We start from the raw sequence: 19950 nt of genomic DNA, 5'->3' as shown, positions 1-19950 counted from the left end.
ACACCGAGCAGGACGTGGCGACGCTTGTCGCGGCCAGCCGCTCCGAAGACTAGAAAACTGCTCCTCGTGACGTTGTGAACGCCATTCGGGACAAGTGCCTGCTGTGTGGGGGCTCGCCGGAAAAGACCTCGTCAATGAGAGGGATGAGGAACAAGGAGCTTCGCCACGACTCCACTTAGGCCCAGCTTCTGCGAGGATCTTCCCTTGCCACCTGTCGTACCTGGCTGCCCACCATGGCCCAGTGAGGGTAGCTCTCGTCGATGGCTTTGAGCACGGCAAGCATGTCATTGAGGCGGCTCCGGACGTTGGTCTTCAGGAGGTTTTCTTGGTGTGACACCCGGTTGCGCAGATGCGTCAATCGCTCGAACTTCTTTCCGATGTCTTCTCGCGATTGGTCTCCAGGATCGATATTGGGAAATGCTCGGTGCAGGCATTCCTTCCATAATCTCTCGGCGTTTGGCCGATGGGCCGGTAACGCCTCGCCCAGAAGATTGGACCAGTTGCCAAGAGTGAGCTGGGCTACTACATCATCGTGGTTGAGGGGAGCGTTCTGGCGGGCGTGTCCGTCGCGCCGTCGTTTCGACTCCTTCCGAGCCCACTTCCTGGCCTGGACCATGGGTCGGTTGAACATGTCATACAAGAGTTGCGCTGATTGATGCTCGAGGGACCAATCTCTGTGTCCGCATTGCGAATCGTTCCAGTCTTGGAGGGCGCTGTTCATCGCATTTCGAGTTAGGACCTCGAAGTAGGACAGTTGGGAGTGGAAAGCGCCTGCCAGGCGGGTGTTCCATCGGTAAAGCTGTACTGCCTTCTCTATGTCTTTGCCTGCGGCCACGTAGTACGTCTCGAAGCGGGCTGCTCCGAGCATGGCGTCTACTTCGCTCTTGGTCCTCACGAAGGTTGATGCTATCCTGAACGCAGCGAGCGTCGATGTAGATCGACGCACCGTACCCCACGACCCCGGGCCGAGTGCTCGGGGTCGTTGCTTTCTATGTGCTTGGTGCGGGGGGTTAGGGTTAGGGTTATACGACAAAATGTGTGTCTGGTCCGGGCGTGGCGAGCCGGGTGCGGGGGCCGTTGCTTAGCCGTCGTGGCTGAGGCTGGCAGCACCAGTGATCTGTGTAATGGCAGTGGGAAAGGGGGACGTGCTGGCCGGGCAAGGGTGGAGCCTTGCCCTCATGCGAAAAACTAGAAGAGCTTCTCGACGCCCCTCCGGTCCACCTTCCCCGGCCCCGCCAGGGGCAAATCCTCCAGGCGCCTCAGTTCCTTCGGCAACTGCCAGCGCGGCAGGTGGTCGAGGCCCGCGATGACCTCGCCCGGGGTGGCAGGTCCGGTGTAGGCGGCGACGATCTTCTGGCCCAACCGCGGATCCGAGATCCCGACGACGCACGCGCCGGTGACCCCGCGCACCCCCAGCATCGCCTGCTCGAGCACCTCGGGCTGCAGCTTCAGTCCACCGGAATCGATGATGGCGTCGAGCCGCCCGGTCACCCGCAGCCGGCCGTCCTCGATGACCCCGGCGTCCGAGGTGGCGTACCAGCCCTCCTCGGCGAAGGCCTCGTGCCCGGGGGCGTTGCGGTAGCCGTGGGCGATCATGGGCCCGCTGAGGTGGATGCGCCCTGCCTCGACGCGGACGCGCGCGCCGGGTAACGGCTGGCCGTCATAGACGCAGCCACCGGCGGTCTCCGAGGAGCCGTAGGTGGTCACCAGCGTGATCTGCATGTCGGCCGCTGCCTGCGCGAGCTGGGGGTTGAGGGCCGCGCCCCCGATGAGGACGGCGTCGAAAAGCCGCAGTGCCTCGATGCCCTCGAGGGTGTCCATGAGCTTCGCCAGCTGCAGCGGGGTGAGCGAGGTGTAGCAGCGGTCCCGCGTGGCGTGCAGCTCCGTGGCGGCGCGGGCGAAACGGGCGGTGTGGAACCCGGTGCTCAGATCCAGCGCGAGTGGATCCACCCCCGCCACCAGGGAACGGATGAGCACCTGCAGGCCGGCGATGTGGTGGGCGGGCATGGCCAGCAGCCACTGGCCGGCCCCGCCGAGGTGGCGGTGTGTGGCATCGGCGCTGGAGACCAGATTGGCCGGAGTGAGCTGCGCGCCCTTCGGCGTGCCGGTCGAACCGGAGGTGGCCACCACCAGGGCGATGTCCTCCGCGATCGGCCAGCCGGCTTGCTGGGAGTTACGGAGCAGGTTGGCCCGGGTCAGGTCGTCGGCGGGCAGCGGCAGCAGGGTGCGCTGCCCGGCGATCGCCTCCTCCAGCATCGGAAGCAGAGCGAGGGGATCACGCGGGTCGACGACGAGGGGTTCCAGCAGACGGGTCACGGGCCTTGATACTAGCGTGGGTTCCATGACCCGCTGGTGGCAGGACCTCCACGACCCGCTGACACATCAGGCCACGATGCTTCTCGACGCCGTCGAGGCCGCCCACCGCGCCCAGGATCCCCCCTCCTGGCCGGCGCCGGATGATGAACCGAATGATGAGGACTACAGCGCGTGCGCCGACCCGGGGCGGTTCCGGATGATCATCGACCGCGCCCTCGCCTGGGCCCGGGTGCTCGAGGAGCGCGGCTGGGCCGAGGTCACCCGGGAGCGTATGGACGAGGAGGACTGGCGCATCACCCTGCGGCCCCGCGCCGGGGCCCTGCCGCTGCGCCTGCAGGGCGCGGCGTGGATCTTCCACAACGGCCGCGCCCCCATGGTGGAGGTCCTGGTCGGTGAGCCGGCCCACGCGGAGAGTGATCACCCGGACTGCGCGTGCGATGCCTGTGACCGGGGTTCGGCGGCCATCATCGAGAGCCTGGACCAGGACATCTTCTCCGTCGTGGACGGCTCCTACCGCGTGATCCGGAAGGACGGCATGCGGTGGACGGAGACGTCCTTCCGGGCCGGCGGTACGCAGACTAAGGAGACCGTGCGGGAGGTGCACGGCGTGTCATGGGCACCAGACTGGGAGTCGCGGACCCCGTTTTCCGCCGCGCACCAGGATCTGCCTCCCTGGCCGCCTCCGGGATTCGATGATCTCCCGGACGACTGGCCCGCCGACGGGCGTTACCGTCAGCTCCCGGAGTAGACCAGGTCCGCCCGTTCCCACGGCCGGTGGTGGTCGAGGAAGGGGATCTCCTCGGCCATCCACTCGTCCCAGAAACGCTCGGCCTCCGCACGGGTGCCGTTGACGCCGCTGGCGGTATCCCGGGCCAGGCCACGTTCGCGGGCGACAGCCAGGTCGACGTCGACCCAGACGAGGGCGTCGACGTACGGTGCGGCCTCGAGGCGCCCCGCCCCGGTGCCCTCGACGATGAGCAGGTCCGTCTCCGCGGGGACCTCGATGGAGCCTGCCCGGCCCATCCGCACCCAGCCCGGCGGGCGGTAGGACACCGCGTGGCCGGCGCGGTAGGGGAGGAGGATGGCGTCGATAAGCAGCTGCGCCCAGTCGAAGAAGGAGTGGTGCCAGGCGAGATCATCGGTGCCCACCACGCACGCGGCGCCGTGCTCGGCGGCCAGCCGCCGGGCCAGGGTGGTCTTGCCGGCTGCGCCGTGGCCGTCGATGGCCAGCACGGCGCGGGGCGGGAGGTGCAGGCGGTCAAGCATCAGTAGTAGAAGGGGAACTGGTCCCACTCGGGCTCGCGCTTGTTCAGGAAGGCCTCCTTGCCCTCCACCGCCTCGTCGGTCATGTACGCCAGGCGGGTGGCCTCGCCGGCGAAGACCTGCTGGCCCATGAGGCCGTCGTCGGTGAGGTTGAAGGCGAACTTGAGCATGCGCTGGGCGGTGGGGGACTTGCCGTTGATCTCCCGGGCGACGTCGATGGCCTCGGCCTCCAGCTGGCCGTGGTCGGCGACGATGTTGACCGCCCCCATGCGTTGCATGTCGTCTGCGGAGTAGGCGCGGCCGAGGAAGAAGATCTCACGGGCGAACTTCTGGCCGACCTGCTTGGCCAGGTAGGCGGAGCCGTAGCCGGCGTCGAAGGATCCGACATCGGCGTCGGTCTGCTTGAAGCGGGCCTCCTGCCGGGAGGCGATGGTCATGTCGCAGATGACGTGCAGGGAATGCCCGCCGCCGGCGGCCCAGCCGTTGACCACGGCGATGACCACCTTGGGCATGGTGCGGATGAGGCGCTGCACCTCGAGGATGTGCAGGCGCCCGCCCTCGACCTTGGTGCGGGCCTCGTCGACGGTGTCCGCCGTCTCCCCGGAGGCGTAGCGGTAGCCGGAGCGCCCGCGGATGCGCTGGTCGCCGCCGGAGCAGAACGCCCAGCCGCCGTCCTTCTCACTCGGCCCGTTGCCGGTGAGCAGGATGACGCCGACATCGGGGGTGCGCCGCGCATGGTCGAGCGCGCGGTAGAGCTCGTCGACGGTGTGCGGGCGGAAGGCGTTGCGCACCTCGGGGCGGTCGAAGGCGATGCGGACGATGCCGTCCCTGCGCTCGGTGCCCACGTGGCGGTGGTAGGTGATGTCGGTGAGGTCCCCGAAACCCGCGACCTCCTCCCACTGGGAGGGGTCGAAGGGGTTGTCGGTGCTGTAGCTGGAGGTCATGCCCCTCAGCTTAAAGGCCCGCCGCGTGCTCGGTGATCACCCGGGCCAGGCGCACATCGCGGATGGTCAGCCCGCCGACGTCGTGGCTGGACAGGGTGACGTCCACCTGCCCGTAGGTCAGCGTGATGTCCGGGTGGTGGTCAGCCTCCTCGGCAGAGGCGCCGATGAGGTTGACCAGGCGCAGCCCGGTGGCGAAGTCGCCGGTGTCGAAGGAGGCCGCCAGGTGCTCGCCGCGGTTGTCCCACCCGGTGAGGTCGGCGTCGGCGATCTGGTCGGAGGTGAGGATCTGCTTGGGGTCGGTCATGGCTCCCATTGTGTGTGCGAACCTAGGATGGCGCCATGAAACTGCTGCTGACCTCCTTTCTGCACGAGCGCCTCACCGATCACGTCTCCGGCACGGTCGCCTACGTCCCCGATGCCGTCCGCGCCTTCGGCGACGCCCCCTGGACGCAGACCGAACGCGAGGTACTGCGGTCCCGCGGCCTGGAACTTGTCGAGCTCCCCCTGGCCGACACCCCGCCGGAGGAGGTGGACCGCATCCTCGGCCACGTCGACGCCGTCTACGTCGCCGGCGGGGACACCTTCGACCTGCTCCACGTCCTGCGGAGCACCGGCACCGATGCGATCCTCACCCGGCACGTCCGCGCCGGGCTGACCTACATCGGCTGCTCGGCCGGTTCCGTCATCGCAGGCCCGGACATCGAACCGTGCCGCCTCCTCGACGATCCCGCCACCACCCCGGAGCTCACCGACTACACCGGTCTCGGCTTCACCGACCTCGTCGTCGTCCCGCACGCCCAGGGCAGTGAGGTCTTCCCCATCGAGAAATACGCCGACACGGTGCGTCTCTTCGGCGAGCGCTGGCCGCTGGTCCTGCTGCGCGACGGCCAGGCCCTGCTCATCGAGGACGGCGAGGTCCGCCTACTGTAGAACCCATGCACATCGATGACGTCCTCGACCGCGCCCATGTCGTCGCCCTGCCGATGGCGGTGCGTTTCCGGGGTGTCGATACCCGCGAGGCGCTGCTTATCGACGGCCCCGCGGGCTGGGGCGAGTTCGCCCCCTTCCTGGAGTACGGCGCGGTCGAGTCCGCCGCGTGGCTGCGCGCCGGCCTGGAGGCGGCGTTCGAGGGTTTTCCTGCTTATCGACGCTCCCACGTCGAGGTCAACGCCACCGTCCCCGCCGTGCGCCCCGACGAGGTGGCGGCCGTGCTGGCCCGCTACCCGGGGTGCCGGGTGGTGAAGGTCAAGGTCGCGGAGAAGGGGCAGAGCCTGGCCGATGATGTCGCCCGCGTGCAGGCGGTGCGCGAGGTGCTGCCGGGGGCCGTCGTGCGAGTCGACGCCAACCGCGGGTGGACCGTGCCGGAGGCTCTGGAGGCCGCCCGGGCACTGGGCCCCCTGGACTACCTGGAGCAGCCCTGCCACTCCGTGGAGGAGCTGGCGCAGCTGCGCGGGGAGCTCATGCGCGCCGGGATGTTCGTGCGGGTGGCGGCCGATGAGTCCATCCGGCGTTCCGAGGACCCCTACCGGGTCGCCGAGCTGCGCGCCGCAGATGTGGCCGTCCTCAAGGTCGCCCCCCTCGGCGGGGTAAGCCGCGTGCTCGAGCTCACCACACACCTGCGCGCCCGGCACATGGACATCACGGTAGCCTCCGCACTCGATACGGCCGTGGGCATGAACGCCGGGTTGGCCGCGCTCGCCGCGCTGCCGGTCCTGGAGGACGATGACGGCCTCGACGTCCCGCCCGCTGCCGCGGGACTGGCCACGGGGTCACTCTTCCTCGAGGATGTCGCCGCCCCGCGCGCGATCATCGACGGCCACATGTCGGTGAAACCGCTAGATCCTGACCCGGACCGTGTGAGTGCCTTGGCGGCCCCTGTGGATCGCCGCGACTGGTGGTTCGAGCGGGTCCGCCGGGTGTGGCCCCACGTGTAGGTTGAGGCCCATGAGCAACCCCGGAGACAACGACGACACCCGCTACCTCGGACCCACCGGCGGGGACCGGCCCCGCCAGTACTTCCCCGGCGAGCACGACCCCGGATACCAGCCGCCGCGCTACGATCAGCCGCAGTACCAGCCGCCGGTGTACGAGGAGCCGGCGCCGCGGGCGTCGAGAAGCGGTGGAGGGGCGCTACCGCTGCTCATGGGCATTCTCTTCGGTCTGACCCTCATCGCGGCAGCGGTGTTGTTCTTCCTGTGGCGCGGGGCGGCCGCGGAGGCTGAGCGGCCGGTCGAGCCGGTGACCGTCACGGAGACCACCTCGCTCACCGTCACCGAGACGACCACGGAGCGCGCCCTGCCCACCGAGCTACCCACCGAGCTGCCCCGGGAGTTGCCCTCGGAGCTGCCGGAGGTGGACATCGAGGGCTGGCTCAACGATCTTCTTGGTTCGGAGCCCGCTCAGTAGACTCGGGCGCATGGATACTGAGTCGATGGAACTGGCGCAGGGCGTCGTCGAGCAGCTTTCCCGCCACGTCACGGATGTGGTGGTGTGCCCGGGCTCGCGGAACTCGCCGCTGAGCCTGGCTCTGCTGGCCCGCCCGGATCTCAAGGTGCACGTGCGTCACGACGAACGCGCCGCCGCCTTCCTCGCGCTTGGTCTGGCCCGGGTGCACAAGCGCCATGTGGGCGTCGTCATGACCTCCGGGACCGCCGTCGCCAACTGCCTCCCCGCGATGGTGGAGGCCCATTATTCGCACACCCCACTGGCGGTGATCAGCGCGGATCGACCCCGCCGCATGCAGGACACCGGAGCCAGCCAGACCATCGACCAGATCGGGATCTTCGGCCGCTACGCCGAGACCACCTCCGTCGTCGACCGCGGGGACATCCCCGCCGTGGCGGAGGCCTTCACCACCCGCCTGCAGGTGCACATCAATGTGGAGCTTGATGCCCCCCTCGTCGGCACCGAACTCCCGGCGCCACCGACCAGCCGCACCCTGCGCAGGGCGCCGTTGCCGCGCCCGCATGACCACGGTGAGGTGGCGGTCGACCTCACCCGGCCCACGCTCGTCATCGCCGGCGATGAGGCCTGGGCCGTCGAGGGGCTCGAGGATGTGCCCACCATCGCCGAGCCCACCGCCCCCGCCCCGTACGATCCGGTGCACCCCCTGGCCGCGGCCATCTTCCGCAAACCCCAGATCAGCGCGAACGATTATGTGGTGGACACCAAACCGGAGCAGGTCATCGTCGTCGGGCATCCCACGCTGCACCGCGATGTGCTGGGGCTGATCAACGATCCGGACATCGAGCTGGTCACCCTCTCACGCACCGCCGACTTCACCGATCCCCGCCCGGACTCGCGCCGCGGCACCACGGTCAAGGCCACCGGCGAACCCACGGCACAGTGGCGGGAGATCTGCCGGGCCGCCTCCGACCTGGCCGCCGACACCGTGCGCCTGGTCATCGCCGACCCGGCCCACGGCTTCACCGGCCTGCACGTCGCGGCGGCGATCTCCGACACCCTCGGCACCGGTGACACCCTCGTGCTCGGGGCCTCCAATCCGGTGCGGGACGCCAGTTTCGTCGGGCTGCCCTACGACGGCGTAAACACCTATTCCCCGCGCGGTGCCGCCGGCATCGACGGCACCGTCTCCCAGGCCATCGGCATCGCCCTGGCCACCCAGGCGGCGCACCCCGATGAGCCGCGCGCCCCGCGGACCGTCGCCCTCCTCGGGGACGTCACCTTCCTCCACGACATCGGGGGCCTGCTCATCGGCCCCGCGGACACCCATCCGGAGAATCTCACCATCGTCGTGGCCAACGACGACGGGGGCGGCATCTTCGAGACCCTCGAGATCGGCGCCCCCGGGCTGCGGGAGAGCTTTGAACGGGTCTCGGGCACGCCGCACGGGGCCTCGCTCGGCGAACTGTGTGCTGGTTTCGGCGTGGCCCACCGGGAGGTCACGGACCTGCGGGAGCTTCTCGACGCCCTGCGCGAATCCGACGACGGCCTCACCGTCATCGAGGCGCGCACGACCCGCGCCACACGACGCGCGATGCACGAGGCGCTGCGCAGGTGAGGGAGAGCATCGGGCGTCGCGGGCGCCAGCTGGTGCTGCTCCTCTATGTCGCGGCCCTGCTCGGAGTGGTGTCCATGGTCCTTGGCCCGGCGCTCAATGACCGCGCGATCAACGCCGATCCCGGCCGGGCCCTGGCGACCGTGACGGGTACCAGCTGGTTGCGCACGACCATCGACTACCGCGACGAGGACGGCATCTACCACTCGCCGCCGACCGGCCTGCTGTACCCGACGGGTCTGGGCGAAGGGCAGCGGGTGTGGGTGACGTACTCGAAGGCCGACCCCGATCTGGTCAAGGTGGAGGGCCGTGAGTGGACGCTCTCGATCATCCCGGCCCTCAGCGTCGCACTAGTGACAACGGTTGTCGCTGCCGTATTGTGGTGGGCGGTGGGGCGCGCGACGCGCCCCCGGACCCGTTCACCGAAAGTTAGCCCGGAATTGGGCTGACGATCAGGCCGATGTTGCCTAGGGAGGAGATCATGTCACCCATGCGTGTTGCCATTGTCGCCGAGTCCTTCCTCCCCAACGTCAACGGTGTGACGAACTCGGTCCTCCGGGTGCTCGAACACCTGCACCGCGAGGGGCATGAGGCGATGGTCGTCGCCCCCGGTGCCCGGGATTTCCAGGAGGAAATCCACGAGTACCTCGGTTTCGAGATCGTCCGGGTGCCCACCGTGCGCATGCCGCTCATCGACTCACTGCCCATCGGTGTGCCCAACGCGACCGTCACGGACGCACTGCGTGACTTCCACCCGGACATCATCCACCTGGCCAGCCCCTTCGTCCTCGGCGCGGCCGGTGCCTTCGCGGCCCGCCAGCTGCGGGTCCCGGCGGTGGCGCTCTACCAGACCGACGTGGCCGGATTCGCCACGAAGTACCACCTGGCCCCGCTCGCCGCGGCCGCCTGGGAGTGGACGCGCCACATCCACAACATCTGCCAGATGACCCTGGCCCCGTCCTCGCTGACGATCGAGGAGCTGGAGAGCCACGGCATCAACAACGTCCGCCACTGGGGTCGGGGCGTGGACGCCGTCCGCTTCCACCCCGACAAGCGGGATCCGGCGTTGCGCCGGACCTGGGACCGCTCCGGCAAGAAGAAGATCGTCGGCTTCGTCGGCCGCCTGGCCGCGGAGAAGGGCGTGCACCGCCTCGTCTCCCTCCACGGTCGCCGTGACATTCAGCTGGTCATCGTCGGTGACGGCCCCTCCCGTCTGGAGCTGGAGTCGCTCATGCCGAAGGCCGTGTTCACCGGCGCTCTCGGCGGTGAAGAGCTGGCCCGCGCCTACGCCTCCCTCGATCTGTTCGTGCACGCGGGCGAATTTGAGACCTTCTGCCAGGCCATCCAGGAGGCGCAGGCCTCCGGTGTCCCGACCATCGGGCCCCGGGCGGGCGGCCCGGTCGATCTCATCCAGGAGCGCTACAACGGCCTGCTTCTCGACGTCGACACGTTCACCCGCGACCTGCCCGTCGCCGCCGAGTGGCTGTTGCACCCCGAACGCCTGGACGCACTGCGCGACAACGCCCGTACCTCGGTGCAGAACAAGACGTGGGACGCCCTGTGCGAGCAGTTGCTCGGCTACTACGGGGAGGTCATCGAGGAAGCCCGCCGCGTCCCGCTCACCTTCTTCGGTCCCCGACCGGAACTGCCGCTGTGGGCGGCGAAGGCGTTGGGGGCGCGCGTCGCCTGAGGTGACGCTGACCTAGACTGAACGGGTGGCTAAGGCAGACCTGGACAAGAAACCCTTCGACGTGGCGTCGATGTTCGATGCCGTCGGGGAGAAGTACGACCTGACCAACACCATCCTCTCCTTCGGGCAGGACGCCCGCTGGCGGCGTCGCACCCGGGAGCGGCTCGACCTTACTCCGGGGGAGAAGGTCCTCGACCTGGCCGCCGGCACGGCCGTGTCCACCGTCGAGTTGGCCAAGTCGGGCGCGTGGTGTGTGGCCTGCGACTTCTCCCAGGGGATGCTCGCCGCCGGTCGTGATCGGGATGTGCCGAAGGTCTGCGGCGACGGCATGCAGCTGCCCTTCGCCGACGACACCTTCGACGCCGTGACCATCTCCTACGGGCTGCGCAACATCCACGACCATGAGGCGGGCCTGCGGGAGATGGCGCGCGTGACCAGGCCGGGAGGCCGCCTGACCATCGCGGAGTTCTCCACCCCGGTGGTGCCTGTCTTCGGCACGGTGTACAAGGAGTACCTCACGCGCCTGCTGCCGCAGGTGGCGCGCGTGTTCTCCTCGAACCCGGACGCCTATGAATACCTGGCCGACTCCATCCGGGCCTGGCCCGGCCAGGAGGGCCTGGCGCGGGTGATCAACGCCAACGGGTGGGAGAACGCCGGCTGGCAGAATCTCTCACTCGGCATCGTGGCCCTGCATTCGGCGACTAAGCCGTTGTAGACCACAGGGGGGTGTCGCGGCGCACCGTCGACACCGCTCCGCCGGCCAGGCGCCAGGCGCGGGCAATGAGGTCACGGTCCTCGTCGGTGACCAGATTGCCCATCAGGCGGGCCGCGGCCGGCATGATCATCGCCCCGACCGGGCCGCGCAGGCCCAGGGGGCCGACCAACGGCAGGAACTTCGGATAGGTGAGCAGACGAGCCGCCGTGCGGGCCAGCAGGAATGCCTCGCCGTAGGTCTCCCGCAGTACATGCGGCCACAGCAGGGTGAGGTCGCGGCCTTCCTGCAGCAGGCCCACCGCCAGCTCGGCGGACTCCAGACCGTAGTCGATGCCCTCGCCGTTGAGGGGGTTGACCAGGGCGGCGGCGTCGCCGATGAGCATCCAGTTCGGGCCGGCGACATCAGACACCGCACCACCCATCGGCAACATCGCCGAGGCGATGTCCTGCGCCGGCCCCAGCTGCCACTGGGAGCGCTTCTGGTCGGCGTACTGGGTGAGCAGCTTCTTGGTGTTGACCTTGGCCGGTCGGGTATCGGTGGACAGGGCGCCGACACCGAGGTTCACGCGGCCGTCACCCAGCGGAAAGATCCAGCCGTAGCCGGGCTGGACGGTGCCGGTGTCGTCGACCAGCTCCACATCCGAGTGCATCCACGGCTCCGTCGACAACGGCGAGGTGCAGTAGGAGCGCGCCGCGATGCCGTAGACCTCACCCCGGTGCCACCGGCGACCCAGCAGCTTGCCGAAGGTCGAGCGCACGCCGTCGGCGACGAGGATCCAGCGGGGGTGAACCTCTTCGTCGATCTCCCCGTGCCGCACACTGACCACCCCGTCGACGTGGGCTGTGGCGGTGGCGTCCTCCCAGAGAGTCGCACCTCGCTCGACCGCGGCGCGGACCAACAGGTGATCGAACTCGGTGCGTGTCATCGCGGAGCCGACGGTGCCGAAATGACCGTCCGGCCAGGCGGCGGTGACCGACCCGCCGAAACCGCGCAGCTTCAGGCCCCGGTTGCGGTAGTCCGCGGTCACCTCGTCCGCCAGACCCAGGCGGGCCAGGCTGCGGATGGCGCGGGGAGTAAGCCCGTCGCCGCAGGTCTTGTCGCGGGGGAAGGTGGCGGCGTCGATAAGCAGGACCTCGTACCCGGCATCCGCGGCATGGATCGCGGCGGCCGCGCCCGCGGGACCGGCACCGACAACAAGGACATCCACCACTCTCATGCGCCCCATTGTGGCACCCTGACTACGGCGAGTGGCAATTGTGGACTACGGTTGAACCCGATCATCTTCATCTTCTTTCACCGTTGCAAGGACATTCCGACATGACCCACGGCACTACCTACCAGCCCAGCCCGGCAGGGCACGTGGACCTGGGAGACGCCGAGCTCAATGAGCGCATCGCGACCGGAATGGCCGCGGTCGAGGTCCTGCTGCGCGAGGAACTGGCGAAGGGCGAGGACTTCCTCGTCGACAAGGTGACCCATCTGCTCACCGCCGGGGGCAAGCGATTCCGTCCGATGATGGCGCTGCTGGCCTCCGAATACGGGCCCCGCGCCGGATCCCCCGAGGTGGTCACGGCGGCTGCTGCCCTGGAGACCGTCCACCTGGCCACGCTGTACCACGACGATGTCATGGATGAGGCCGAACTGCGCCGCGGGGTCGCCTCCGCCAACGCCCGCTGGGACAACTCCGTGGCGATTCTCGCCGGGGACATCCTCTTCGCCCACGCCTCCCGGCTCATGAGTGAACTGGACACCCACACCGTGGGTCATTTCGCCACCACTTTCCAGGACCTGGTCACCGGCCAGATGCGGGAGACCATCGGGGCGGGCGAGCGTGATCCGATCGAGCACTACCTCGATGTCATCTCCGAGAAGACGGGCGTGCTCATCGCCTCCTCCGGCTACCTCGGCGCCTATCACGCCGGCGCCTCCGAGGAGCACACCGATGCGCTGCACAAGATCGGCATGGCGGTGGGCATGATCTTTCAGATCGTCGATGACATCATCGACATCTTCTCCGCCCATGAGCAGTCGGGGAAGACCCCGGGCACCGATCTGCGCGAAGGTGTGTTCACCCTGCCGGTTCTGCATGCGCTGCAGGAGCCGGGTGAGGTGGGCGACGAGCTGCGGGCGCTGCTCACCGGACCGCTGACGGAGGACGCCGATGTCGAGCAGGCCCTGGAGCTGCTGAGCCGCTCCCAGGGGCGGGAGAAGTCGCTCGCCGACGTCCACCGCTACCTCGCCGACGTGGAAACCCAGATCGCGCGCCTTCCCGAGTGCGCGGCGACCGACGCCCTGCGCCTGCTGACCAGCTACACCATTCGTCGCGTCGGATAGTTTTCCTGGTTGACCTGCCGATTTGCTGTTTTGTCGGTGCGTCATAGTAAAGTGTGTAGCGCACCACGGTGCTCGCCAGGTTGCCCGAGCGGCCAAAGGGAGCGGACTGTAAATCCGCCGGCATTGCCTTCAGAAGTTCGAATCTTCTACCTGGCACCACGACGAAACCCATCCGGAGAACCGGATGGGTTTTCGCTTTTCCCCGACGACGTTGTCCCGTCCTGGGTACCTGTCAAGCATGCCTCTGCGACCCCACTTTAAACGCCTCCACCTACGCCTTTCACGGCCATGTTCAAGGGCCTCAAAATGTGCCGTGAACTGGCGATTTGTGTAAGTATGAGACATCGGGTTAATCTTTACAAGGCTTCAACGGAGCGGCCAAGAGAAATCAAGGCCAAAGCTACTAGAGGCTGTGCCCCCTTAGCTCAGTCGGCAGAGCGTTTCCATGGTAAGGAAAAGGTCATCAGTTCGATTCTGATAGGGGGCTCTGTTTCTTTTCTCCCTCGGTTGCTGGTTACCGTCGGTGGCTGGGAGAGTGTGAAACAGTCGCCAGGCGGTGTAGCTCAGTGGTAGAGCAAGCGACTCATAATCGCTGTGTCGCGAGTTCAATTCTCGCCATCGCTACCGGTGCGCCAGCCGACAGGAAGTACCGTCAGGGGTTTCCGGTCTGGTAGGGTGAACCGTGCTGTTTCAGCAGCACACCAAGGGGCGTAGCTCAATTGGTAGAGCAACGGTCTCCAAAACCGTAGGTTGCAGGTTCGAGTCCTGTCGCCCCTGCCACTGCGGGCCGGTCGTGAGGTTAATCCTCAGGACCGGCCCGTTCTGCTTGGTGGAGTAGACCTCTGCTAAGCTCGTCGGAGTTCGACCCACGACTGAAGATTTTCACGAGGAGTGCTGTGACCGATCAACAGCCCAACCAGCCCGGTGCCGCCCGTCCGACGGGTAAGCGGCAGCTGACCGGTGCCGGTACCACGTCGGCCTCCTCGTACGAGGCGAAGCGTGTCGCCAAGCCGTCCCCGGAAGACGAGAAGCCGGGCGGGGGTCCCGCCAACTTCATCCCGGAGGTCGTCTCCGAGATGCGCAAGGTCATCTGGCCGACCGCGCGCCAGATGGTCATCTACTCCCTCGTGGTGTTCGCGTTCCTCATCATCGTCACCGCACTGGTCTCGGGTGTGGACTTTCTTGTGGGCCTCGGAGTTGAAGAGGTTCTCACTCCTTAGGTAGAGTGAGCTGCAACAGATTTTTTCCCGCCGGACCCGCGAAGGGTCGGCGGGATTATTCATTGGGTGCCGGGCGCTAGACTGGCCTGACACCCACCACGAACCCTTCCCGTCTGGAGCAGCCACATGAATGACGAGACCACCAACGTCGACAACGAGACCACCGACGTCAGCGCCGCCGAGCAGATCCTCGGCGACGACTCCTCGAACGTCGACGAGACCCTGGCCACTGAGCCGGCCGTCGCGCCGACCACCGAGGAGGACATCGTCGAGCCCGCGGACGCTGTAGACGACACCGCAGAGGGTGACGAGGATGCCGTGGTCTCGATTGATGCGGAGACCGTAGGGGCCCCGGAAGCTGCTGAGTCCACGGAGGCAGTCGACGAAGAGGCAGTGGACGACGAGGCACAGCCGGAAGAGCGCGACGAGCTGGCCGCCGCGGCCGCCGCTCTCGGCGACACCACGGAGGAGGACTCGGAGGCGGAGTACCGCCGTCGCCTGCGTCGTTACGTCTCCGAGCTGAAGAAGCTCCCCGGTGACTGGTACATCATCCAGTGCTACTCGGGCTACGAGAACAAGGTGAAGACCAACCTCGACATGCGTGCCCAGACCCTCGAGGTCGAGGAGTACATCTACGACGTCGTCGTCCCGATCGAGCAGGTCATCGAGATCAAGGACGGCAAGCGCAAGATGGTCAAGCGCAAGCTGCTGCCGGGCTATGTCCTGGTCCGCATGGAGATGAACGACAAGGCCTGGTCCGTCGTGCGCGATACCCCGGGTGTCACCAGCTTCGTGGGTAACGAGGGCAACGCCACGGTGGTCAAGCACCGCGACGTCGCCAAGTTCCTCATGCCGAAGGAGGCCACTGTCGAGGGCGAGGCCGCTGCCGTGAACGCCGAGGGTGAGAAGGTCGTCGCCATGCCGGAGGAGCAGGCGAAGCCGACGGTCGCCATCGACTTCGAGGTCGGCGAGGCCGTCACCATCCTCACCGGTGCGCTGGCCTCGGTGTCTGCGACGATCTCCGAGATCGACCCGGTCACCGGCAAGATCCAGGCGCTCGTGTCCATCTTCGGCCGCGAGACCCCGGTGGAGCTCACCGCGGATCAGATCGAGAAGATCTCCTAGTATCCTGCTGCTCCGGGATTTGGGCGGCGCCCACCTCGTGCCGTAGGCTTGACCATCGCGCGTGTACCCACGCGCGTATTCAAGCATTCATCCCCGGTGGCCGGGATACGCGAAGACCCAGCAGAGCTGGCAGCGGGGCCCGGCATCCGGACGGTGGCCGTCATCATCGTGGCGGGCCACCGGTACCCAGGAACGAGGTAATTCGATGGCTCCCAAGAAGAAGAAGAAGGTCACCGGCCTGATCAAGCTGCAGATCGAGGCTGGCGCCGCTAACCCGGCTCCGCCGGTCGGCCCCGCCCTCGGTGCCCATGGTGTCAACATCATGGAGTTCTGCAAGGCCTACAACGCCGCCACCGAGTCCCAGCGCGGCAACGTGATCCCGGTCGAGATCACCGTCTACGAGGATCGCAGCTTCGACTTCATCCTCAAGACCCCGCCGGCCGCCAAGCTGCTGCTCAAGGCCGCTGGTCTGCAGAAGGGCTCCGGCGTCCCGCACACCCAGAAGGTGGGCAAGGTCACCATGGCGCAGTGCCGTGAGATCGCCGAGACCAAGCAGAAGGACCTCAACGCCCGCGATCTGGACGCTGCCGCGAAGATCATCGCCGGCACCGCCCGCTCCATGGGCATCGAGGTCGAGGGTTAATCCCTCACCCCCCCAAGAAACATCCCGTGGCAGGGCCAGCTTCGGCCCGCTGACCACACAATCCGCATAAGGAATTGCACACATGAGCAAGAAGTCCAAGGCATACAAGGCCGCCGCAGAGAAGATCGACAAGGGCCGCGAGTACGCTCCCCTCGAGGCAGCGAAGCTGGTCAAGGAGACCTCCTCCCAGAACTTCGACGCCACCGTCGACGTCGCCATCCGCCTGGGTGTCGATCCCCGCAAGGCCGACCAGCTGGTCCGCGGCACCGTCTCCCTGCCGCACGGCACCGGTAAGACCGTCCGCGTCGCCGTCTTCGCCGCCGGCGAGAAGGCCACCGAGGCCGAGGAGGCCGGCGCCGACGTCGTCGGTACCGATGAGCTGATCGAGCAGATCAACTCCGGCACCATCGACTTCGATGTCGCCATCGCCACCCCGGACCAGATGGCCAAGGTCGGCCGCGTCGCCCGCGTCCTGGGCCCGCGTGGTCTCATGCCGAACCCGAAGACCGGCACCGTCACCACCGACGTCGCCAAGGCTGTCGCCGACGTCAAGGGCGGCAAGATCTCCTTCCGCGTGGACAAGGCCTCCAACCTGCACGCCGCCATCGGCAAGGCCTCCTTCGACGAGAAGGCACTGGCCGAGAACTACGGCGCTCTGCTCGACGAGCTGCTGCGTCTCAAGCCGGCGTCCGCCAAGGGCATCTACCTGAAGAAGATCACCCTCTCCTCCACCAACGGCCCGGGCGTCCCGGTGACCTCCTCGGTGCAGAAGAACTACGCAGCTGAGGCCTAAACCTCGCTGCTTCTCCGACGCCCCGTGCATGTGACACATGCACGGGGCGTCGTCTGCGTCAGGTGCCCTTGACGTTGAGCACCTGGCGCAGGCGGTGGCGGACCGTCACCAGCTTCTCGGCGTCGACCATGACCTGGTCGATGTCCTTGTAGGCGTCGGGGATCTCATCCACCCAGGCCTCGCCCGGGCGGTAGACGATGCCCTCCATCCGCGCCTGCAGGTCCGCGGCGGTGTACTCCGCCCGCGCCTGCGTGCGGGACAGGCGTCGCCCGGCTCCGTGGGGTGCGGAGTTCAGCGACGGCGGGTAGCCGCGCCCCTCCACCACGTAGGAGGCGGTGCCCATGGAACCGGGGATGAGGGCGGCGTCGCCGGGTGCGGCGCGGACCGCTCCCTTGCGGGTCACCCACACCGTCTGGCCGTAGTGCTCCTCCTGCACGGTGTAGTTGTGGTGGCAGTTGATGCGCTCGAGCTCTGCCACCTCGGCGTCGAGGAACCAGGCCAGTGCGTCGCGGAAGCGGTCCATCATCTCCTCCCGGTTGAGCCAGGCGAAGCGCTGTGCCCACGCCAGGTCGGTGAGGTAGGAGTCGAACTCGGGCGTGCCGGCGACGAGGTAGGCCAGGTCCGCGTTCGGCAGCGGGATCCAGTGCTTCGCGCAGTGTTCCTGGGCCGCCCGGATGTGCTTCTGGGCGATCTTGTTGCCCACGCCGCGGGAGCCGGAGTGAAGAAACATCCACACGGTGTCGTCCTCATCGAGGCAGAGCTCGATGAAGTGGTTGCCGCCGCCGAGGGACCCCAGCTGCTGCCGCCACTTCCGGGAGTGGGTGAGATCCACGCCGGTCTCCTCGGCCAGGGCAGCCAGTTCCCGGGTGCGGGTGTCGGCGGTGGTGCCGGCCAGGGCCCAGTCGTTGTAGTTGCCGGGGGAGAGCGGGATGGTGTCCTCGATCCGGTCACGCAGTGCCGTGAGGTCGCGTCCCTGAAGGTCGGCGGCGGTGAACGCGGTGCGGACACCGATCATGCCGCAGCCGATGTCCACGCCGACGGCCGCCGGGATGACGGCGTCGACCGTGCCGAAGACCGTGCCCACCGCCGAGCCCATACCGACGTGGGCGTCGGGCATGAGGGCGACGTGCGGGTGGATGAACGGCAGGCCGGCCAGCTCGTGGGCCTGGTCGAGTGTGCCCTGCTCGATGTGGCTGGCGAAGCACTCCACGTTCGGGGTGCGGGTGGTGAGGTGACGCGTGGGCGGCGCCGAGCGGCGCCTGCGGGGAGACATGTGCTCCCTCCTTATCCTGTTGGGTGGAACAGGGCGGACACCACGGGCGCGCACGACAAAGGCCGCGCCGGAAGGGAACGTGTCCGCCCTGACATGGTCAGAGCCGGATGACGTGTCCCGTCGCGGCGCAGCCTGGAGAAAACTAGCTGAGGCTGGACGCATCGCCGACGGGACACGTCATGAACTGCTTGTGCTGTAGCTGTCGCATGTGCGTGTCTCCTTTCGGCGGTTGGGGGGCGTCTGTGGCCATCACGGACCTTAAACGCCCCGGGGCGTTCGCGTCAAGGGCCTGGTTACTTGGCCACCGGATCGCGGCGGCCGAGGCGGACCTTCTTCACGGTGCGTTCGGCGTCCACATCGGAGTCCTTGAAGCCGAAGAACCAGGTGAGCACGAAGGCGGTGCCCAGCGCCGCAGCGGAGGCGATGAGGAAGCCCCAGAAGCTGAAGTCCAGGCCCTCCGGGTTGACGAAGGAGGTGAAGCCGATGAGCGAGCCGGTGAAGCCCCACATGTTGACGTTGAACAGGCCGGTGAGCAGGCCACCGACGAAGCCACCGATGGAGGCCATGATGAACACGCGGCCGTACTTGAGGTTGACGCCGTACATGGCGGGCTCGGTGATGCCACAGAACGCGGAGATGGCGGCCGGGCCCGACAGCGCCTTGATCTTGTCCAGCTTCGTCTTGACGAACACCGCCAGCACCGCGCCACCCTGGGCGACCATCGTGGAGGAGATGATCGCGTTGAGGTAGGAGTTGCCGGAGGCGGCGATGTCCTGCGCGACGAGCGGGATGACCGCCCAGTGCAGACCGAAGATGACCAGCGACTGGTAGAACGCGCCGATGACCGCGCCGGAAATCGTCGGGGAGAGGTCGTAGAGCCCCTGGATGACATTGGCGATGCCGGTGGAGACGAACATGACGATCGGACCCAGGACCAGGAGAATAACCACCGAGACGATGATGACCTCGAACAGCGGCACGAAGATCATGCGCAGGATCGCCGGGATCACCTTCTTCAGCCAGGGCTCCACGATGGAGGCCACCCAGGCGGCGACGATGATGGGGAAGATCGAGTAGCTGTAGCTGGCCACGTGGAAGGGGATGCCGAAGAAGTCGGAGTTGAGCGGCATACCGAGGATGGAGTTGTCGGCCCCGCTCTGCGACATCTCCACCAAGGTCGGGTAGGTGAGCACACCGCCGATGATGGCGACGATGATCGGGTCGGCCCCCAGGCGTTTCGCGGCCGTGTAGCCGACGAAGATCGGCAGGAAGAAGAACACCGCATCCGACATCGCGTTGATGATCTGGTACGTGTTGGAGTCATCCGTGATGACGTCGAAGGTCAGCAGCAGGGAGAGAATTCCCTTGATGATGCCGGAGGCGGCCAGCAGACCGATGATGGGGATCATCGATCCGGTGATCACGCCGATGAGCTCGGAGAACCCGTACTTGATCCAGCCGACCGCGGTGGTCGGCTTCTCCCGGACCTCCGCGGGGGCGTCGTCGGTGGGGCCGAGCTGCGCCTCGATGGCGTTGTAGACGTTCTCGACCTCGGGGCCGATGACCACCTGGTACTGCCCGCCGGCCTTGACCACGTCGATGACGCCGTCGAGGTC

At 67.5% G+C, this 19950-nt stretch carries 21 protein-coding genes and 4 tRNA genes; 17 read left to right on the top strand and 8 right to left on the bottom strand.

Annotated features, from left to right (window positions below; translation table 11 throughout):
- Positions 1-175: 175 nt before the first annotated feature.
- Complete coding sequence (locus Q4F73_RS06355; RefSeq protein WP_303358517.1) at positions 176-895, bottom strand: Abi family protein; 720 nt, start codon at positions 893-895, stop codon at positions 176-178.
- A 293-nt stretch (positions 896-1188) separates the two neighbouring features.
- A complete protein-coding gene (menE, locus tag Q4F73_RS06350) occupies positions 1189-2256 on the bottom strand; it encodes an o-succinylbenzoate--CoA ligase (protein WP_303358518.1) in 1068 nt (355 codons plus the stop codon).
- Positions 2257-2341: 85 nt separating this feature from the next.
- Here menE and Q4F73_RS06345 point away from each other — a divergent pair, with 85 nt between their 5' ends.
- Positions 2342-3064: a DUF6226 family protein gene (locus tag Q4F73_RS06345; protein ID WP_303358516.1), complete on the top strand. Its 723-nt coding sequence runs from the start codon at positions 2342-2344 to the stop codon at positions 3062-3064.
- Here Q4F73_RS06345 and Q4F73_RS06340 read toward each other — a convergent pair.
- Genes Q4F73_RS06340 through Q4F73_RS06330 form a run of 3 tightly spaced genes read right to left on the bottom strand, consistent with a single transcriptional unit; the run spans position 3049 to position 4827 of the window.
- Positions 3049-3582 carry a uridine kinase gene (locus Q4F73_RS06340; protein WP_303358515.1) on the bottom strand — a complete coding sequence of 178 codons (534 nt, stop codon included), beginning with the start codon at positions 3580-3582 and terminating at the stop codon, positions 3049-3051. The genes Q4F73_RS06345 and Q4F73_RS06340 overlap by 16 nt on opposite strands.
- The gene (locus tag Q4F73_RS06335) at positions 3582-4523 is read right to left on the bottom strand and encodes a 1,4-dihydroxy-2-naphthoyl-CoA synthase (RefSeq protein WP_303358514.1); all 942 of its coding nucleotides are present in this window, start codon (positions 4521-4523) and stop codon (positions 3582-3584) included. Before Q4F73_RS06335 ends, Q4F73_RS06340 begins: the two co-directional genes overlap by 1 nt.
- A 10-nt stretch (positions 4524-4533) precedes the next feature.
- Positions 4534-4827, bottom strand: coding sequence for a 4a-hydroxytetrahydrobiopterin dehydratase (locus Q4F73_RS06330; RefSeq protein ID WP_303358513.1), 294 nt, complete (start codon positions 4825-4827; stop codon positions 4534-4536).
- A gap of 35 nt (positions 4828-4862) precedes the next feature.
- Between Q4F73_RS06330 and Q4F73_RS06325 the strand changes: the two genes are divergently transcribed.
- The 7 genes from Q4F73_RS06325 to Q4F73_RS06295 are packed head-to-tail and all read left to right on the top strand — an operon-like array spanning position 4863 to position 10946.
- Positions 4863-5453 carry a Type 1 glutamine amidotransferase-like domain-containing protein gene (locus Q4F73_RS06325; protein ID WP_303358512.1) on the top strand — a complete coding sequence of 197 codons (591 nt, stop codon included), beginning with the start codon at positions 4863-4865 and terminating at the stop codon, positions 5451-5453.
- 5 nt (positions 5454-5458) lie between these two features.
- The gene (locus Q4F73_RS06320; protein WP_303358511.1) at positions 5459-6457 is read left to right on the top strand and encodes an o-succinylbenzoate synthase; all 999 of its coding nucleotides are present in this window, start codon (positions 5459-5461) and stop codon (positions 6455-6457) included.
- Between the two features lie 10 nt (positions 6458-6467).
- Complete coding sequence (locus Q4F73_RS06315; RefSeq protein ID WP_303358510.1) at positions 6468-6929, top strand: hypothetical protein; 462 nt, start codon at positions 6468-6470, stop codon at positions 6927-6929.
- A 10-nt stretch (positions 6930-6939) separates the two neighbouring features.
- A complete protein-coding gene (menD, locus tag Q4F73_RS06310; RefSeq protein WP_303358509.1) occupies positions 6940-8544 on the top strand; it encodes a 2-succinyl-5-enolpyruvyl-6-hydroxy-3-cyclohexene-1-carboxylic-acid synthase in 1605 nt (534 codons plus the stop codon).
- Entirely contained in the window at positions 8541-8990 is a 450-nt protein-coding gene (locus Q4F73_RS06305) for a DUF3592 domain-containing protein (RefSeq protein WP_303358508.1), read from the top strand. The genes menD and Q4F73_RS06305 overlap by 4 nt, the downstream gene beginning before the upstream one ends.
- A gap of 41 nt (positions 8991-9031) precedes the next feature.
- Positions 9032-10231 carry a glycosyltransferase family 1 protein gene (locus tag Q4F73_RS06300; protein WP_303358507.1) on the top strand — a complete coding sequence of 400 codons (1200 nt, stop codon included), beginning with the start codon at positions 9032-9034 and terminating at the stop codon, positions 10229-10231.
- Between the two features lie 25 nt (positions 10232-10256).
- Entirely contained in the window at positions 10257-10946 is a 690-nt protein-coding gene (locus tag Q4F73_RS06295) for a demethylmenaquinone methyltransferase (RefSeq protein WP_303358506.1), read from the top strand.
- Here Q4F73_RS06295 and Q4F73_RS06290 read toward each other — a convergent pair.
- A complete protein-coding gene (locus tag Q4F73_RS06290; RefSeq protein WP_303358505.1) occupies positions 10933-12162 on the bottom strand; it encodes a geranylgeranyl reductase family protein in 1230 nt (409 codons plus the stop codon). The genes Q4F73_RS06295 and Q4F73_RS06290 overlap by 14 nt on opposite strands.
- Before the next feature lie 101 nt (positions 12163-12263).
- On the opposite strand from Q4F73_RS06290, the gene Q4F73_RS06285 reads away from it, so the two are divergent.
- The 9 genes from Q4F73_RS06285 (at position 12264) to rplA (ending at position 17061) form a co-directional block, all read left to right on the top strand.
- Positions 12264-13280 (top strand): polyprenyl synthetase family protein, encoded by a 1017-nt coding sequence (locus tag Q4F73_RS06285; protein ID WP_303358504.1) that lies wholly within the window; start codon positions 12264-12266, stop codon positions 13278-13280.
- Between the two features lie 74 nt (positions 13281-13354).
- Positions 13355-13439, top strand: a tRNA-Tyr gene (locus tag Q4F73_RS06280).
- Between the two features lie 255 nt (positions 13440-13694).
- Positions 13695-13767 (top strand) — tRNA-Thr (locus Q4F73_RS06275).
- 65 nt (positions 13768-13832) lie between these two features.
- Positions 13833-13904, top strand: a tRNA-Met gene (locus Q4F73_RS06270).
- 80 nt (positions 13905-13984) lie between these two features.
- Positions 13985-14060, top strand: a tRNA-Trp gene (locus tag Q4F73_RS06265).
- Positions 14061-14176: 116 nt separating this feature from the next.
- On the top strand, positions 14177-14500 hold the full coding sequence (gene secE / locus Q4F73_RS06260; RefSeq protein WP_303358503.1) for a preprotein translocase subunit SecE: 324 nt from the start codon (positions 14177-14179) through the stop codon (positions 14498-14500).
- 126 nt (positions 14501-14626) lie between these two features.
- Positions 14627-15625, top strand: coding sequence for a transcription termination/antitermination protein NusG (nusG, locus tag Q4F73_RS06255; RefSeq protein WP_303358502.1), 999 nt, complete (start codon positions 14627-14629; stop codon positions 15623-15625).
- Positions 15626-15830: 205 nt separating this feature from the next.
- Entirely contained in the window at positions 15831-16268 is a 438-nt protein-coding gene (gene rplK / locus Q4F73_RS06250) for a 50S ribosomal protein L11 (RefSeq protein WP_303358501.1), read from the top strand.
- Positions 16269-16350: 82 nt separating this feature from the next.
- Positions 16351-17061: a 50S ribosomal protein L1 gene (gene rplA / locus Q4F73_RS06245; RefSeq protein ID WP_303358500.1), complete on the top strand. Its 711-nt coding sequence runs from the start codon at positions 16351-16353 to the stop codon at positions 17059-17061.
- Between the two features lie 58 nt (positions 17062-17119).
- Here rplA and Q4F73_RS06240 read toward each other — a convergent pair whose 3' ends face one another.
- Together Q4F73_RS06240 and Q4F73_RS06235 are read right to left on the bottom strand one after the other, a co-directional pair.
- A complete protein-coding gene (locus Q4F73_RS06240) occupies positions 17120-18334 on the bottom strand; it encodes an RtcB family protein (protein WP_303358499.1) in 1215 nt (404 codons plus the stop codon).
- A gap of 293 nt (positions 18335-18627) precedes the next feature.
- Positions 18628-19950, bottom strand: a 1323-nt coding sequence (locus Q4F73_RS06235; protein WP_303358498.1) for a PTS transporter subunit EIIC, incomplete at its 5' end; no start/stop codon positions are given.

The sequence above is a fragment of the Corynebacterium sp. genome (assembly GCF_030535495.1).
Lineage (GTDB): Bacteria > Actinomycetota > Actinomycetes > Mycobacteriales > Mycobacteriaceae > Corynebacterium.
This window is presented reverse-complemented; position numbering and strand designations above follow the sequence as displayed.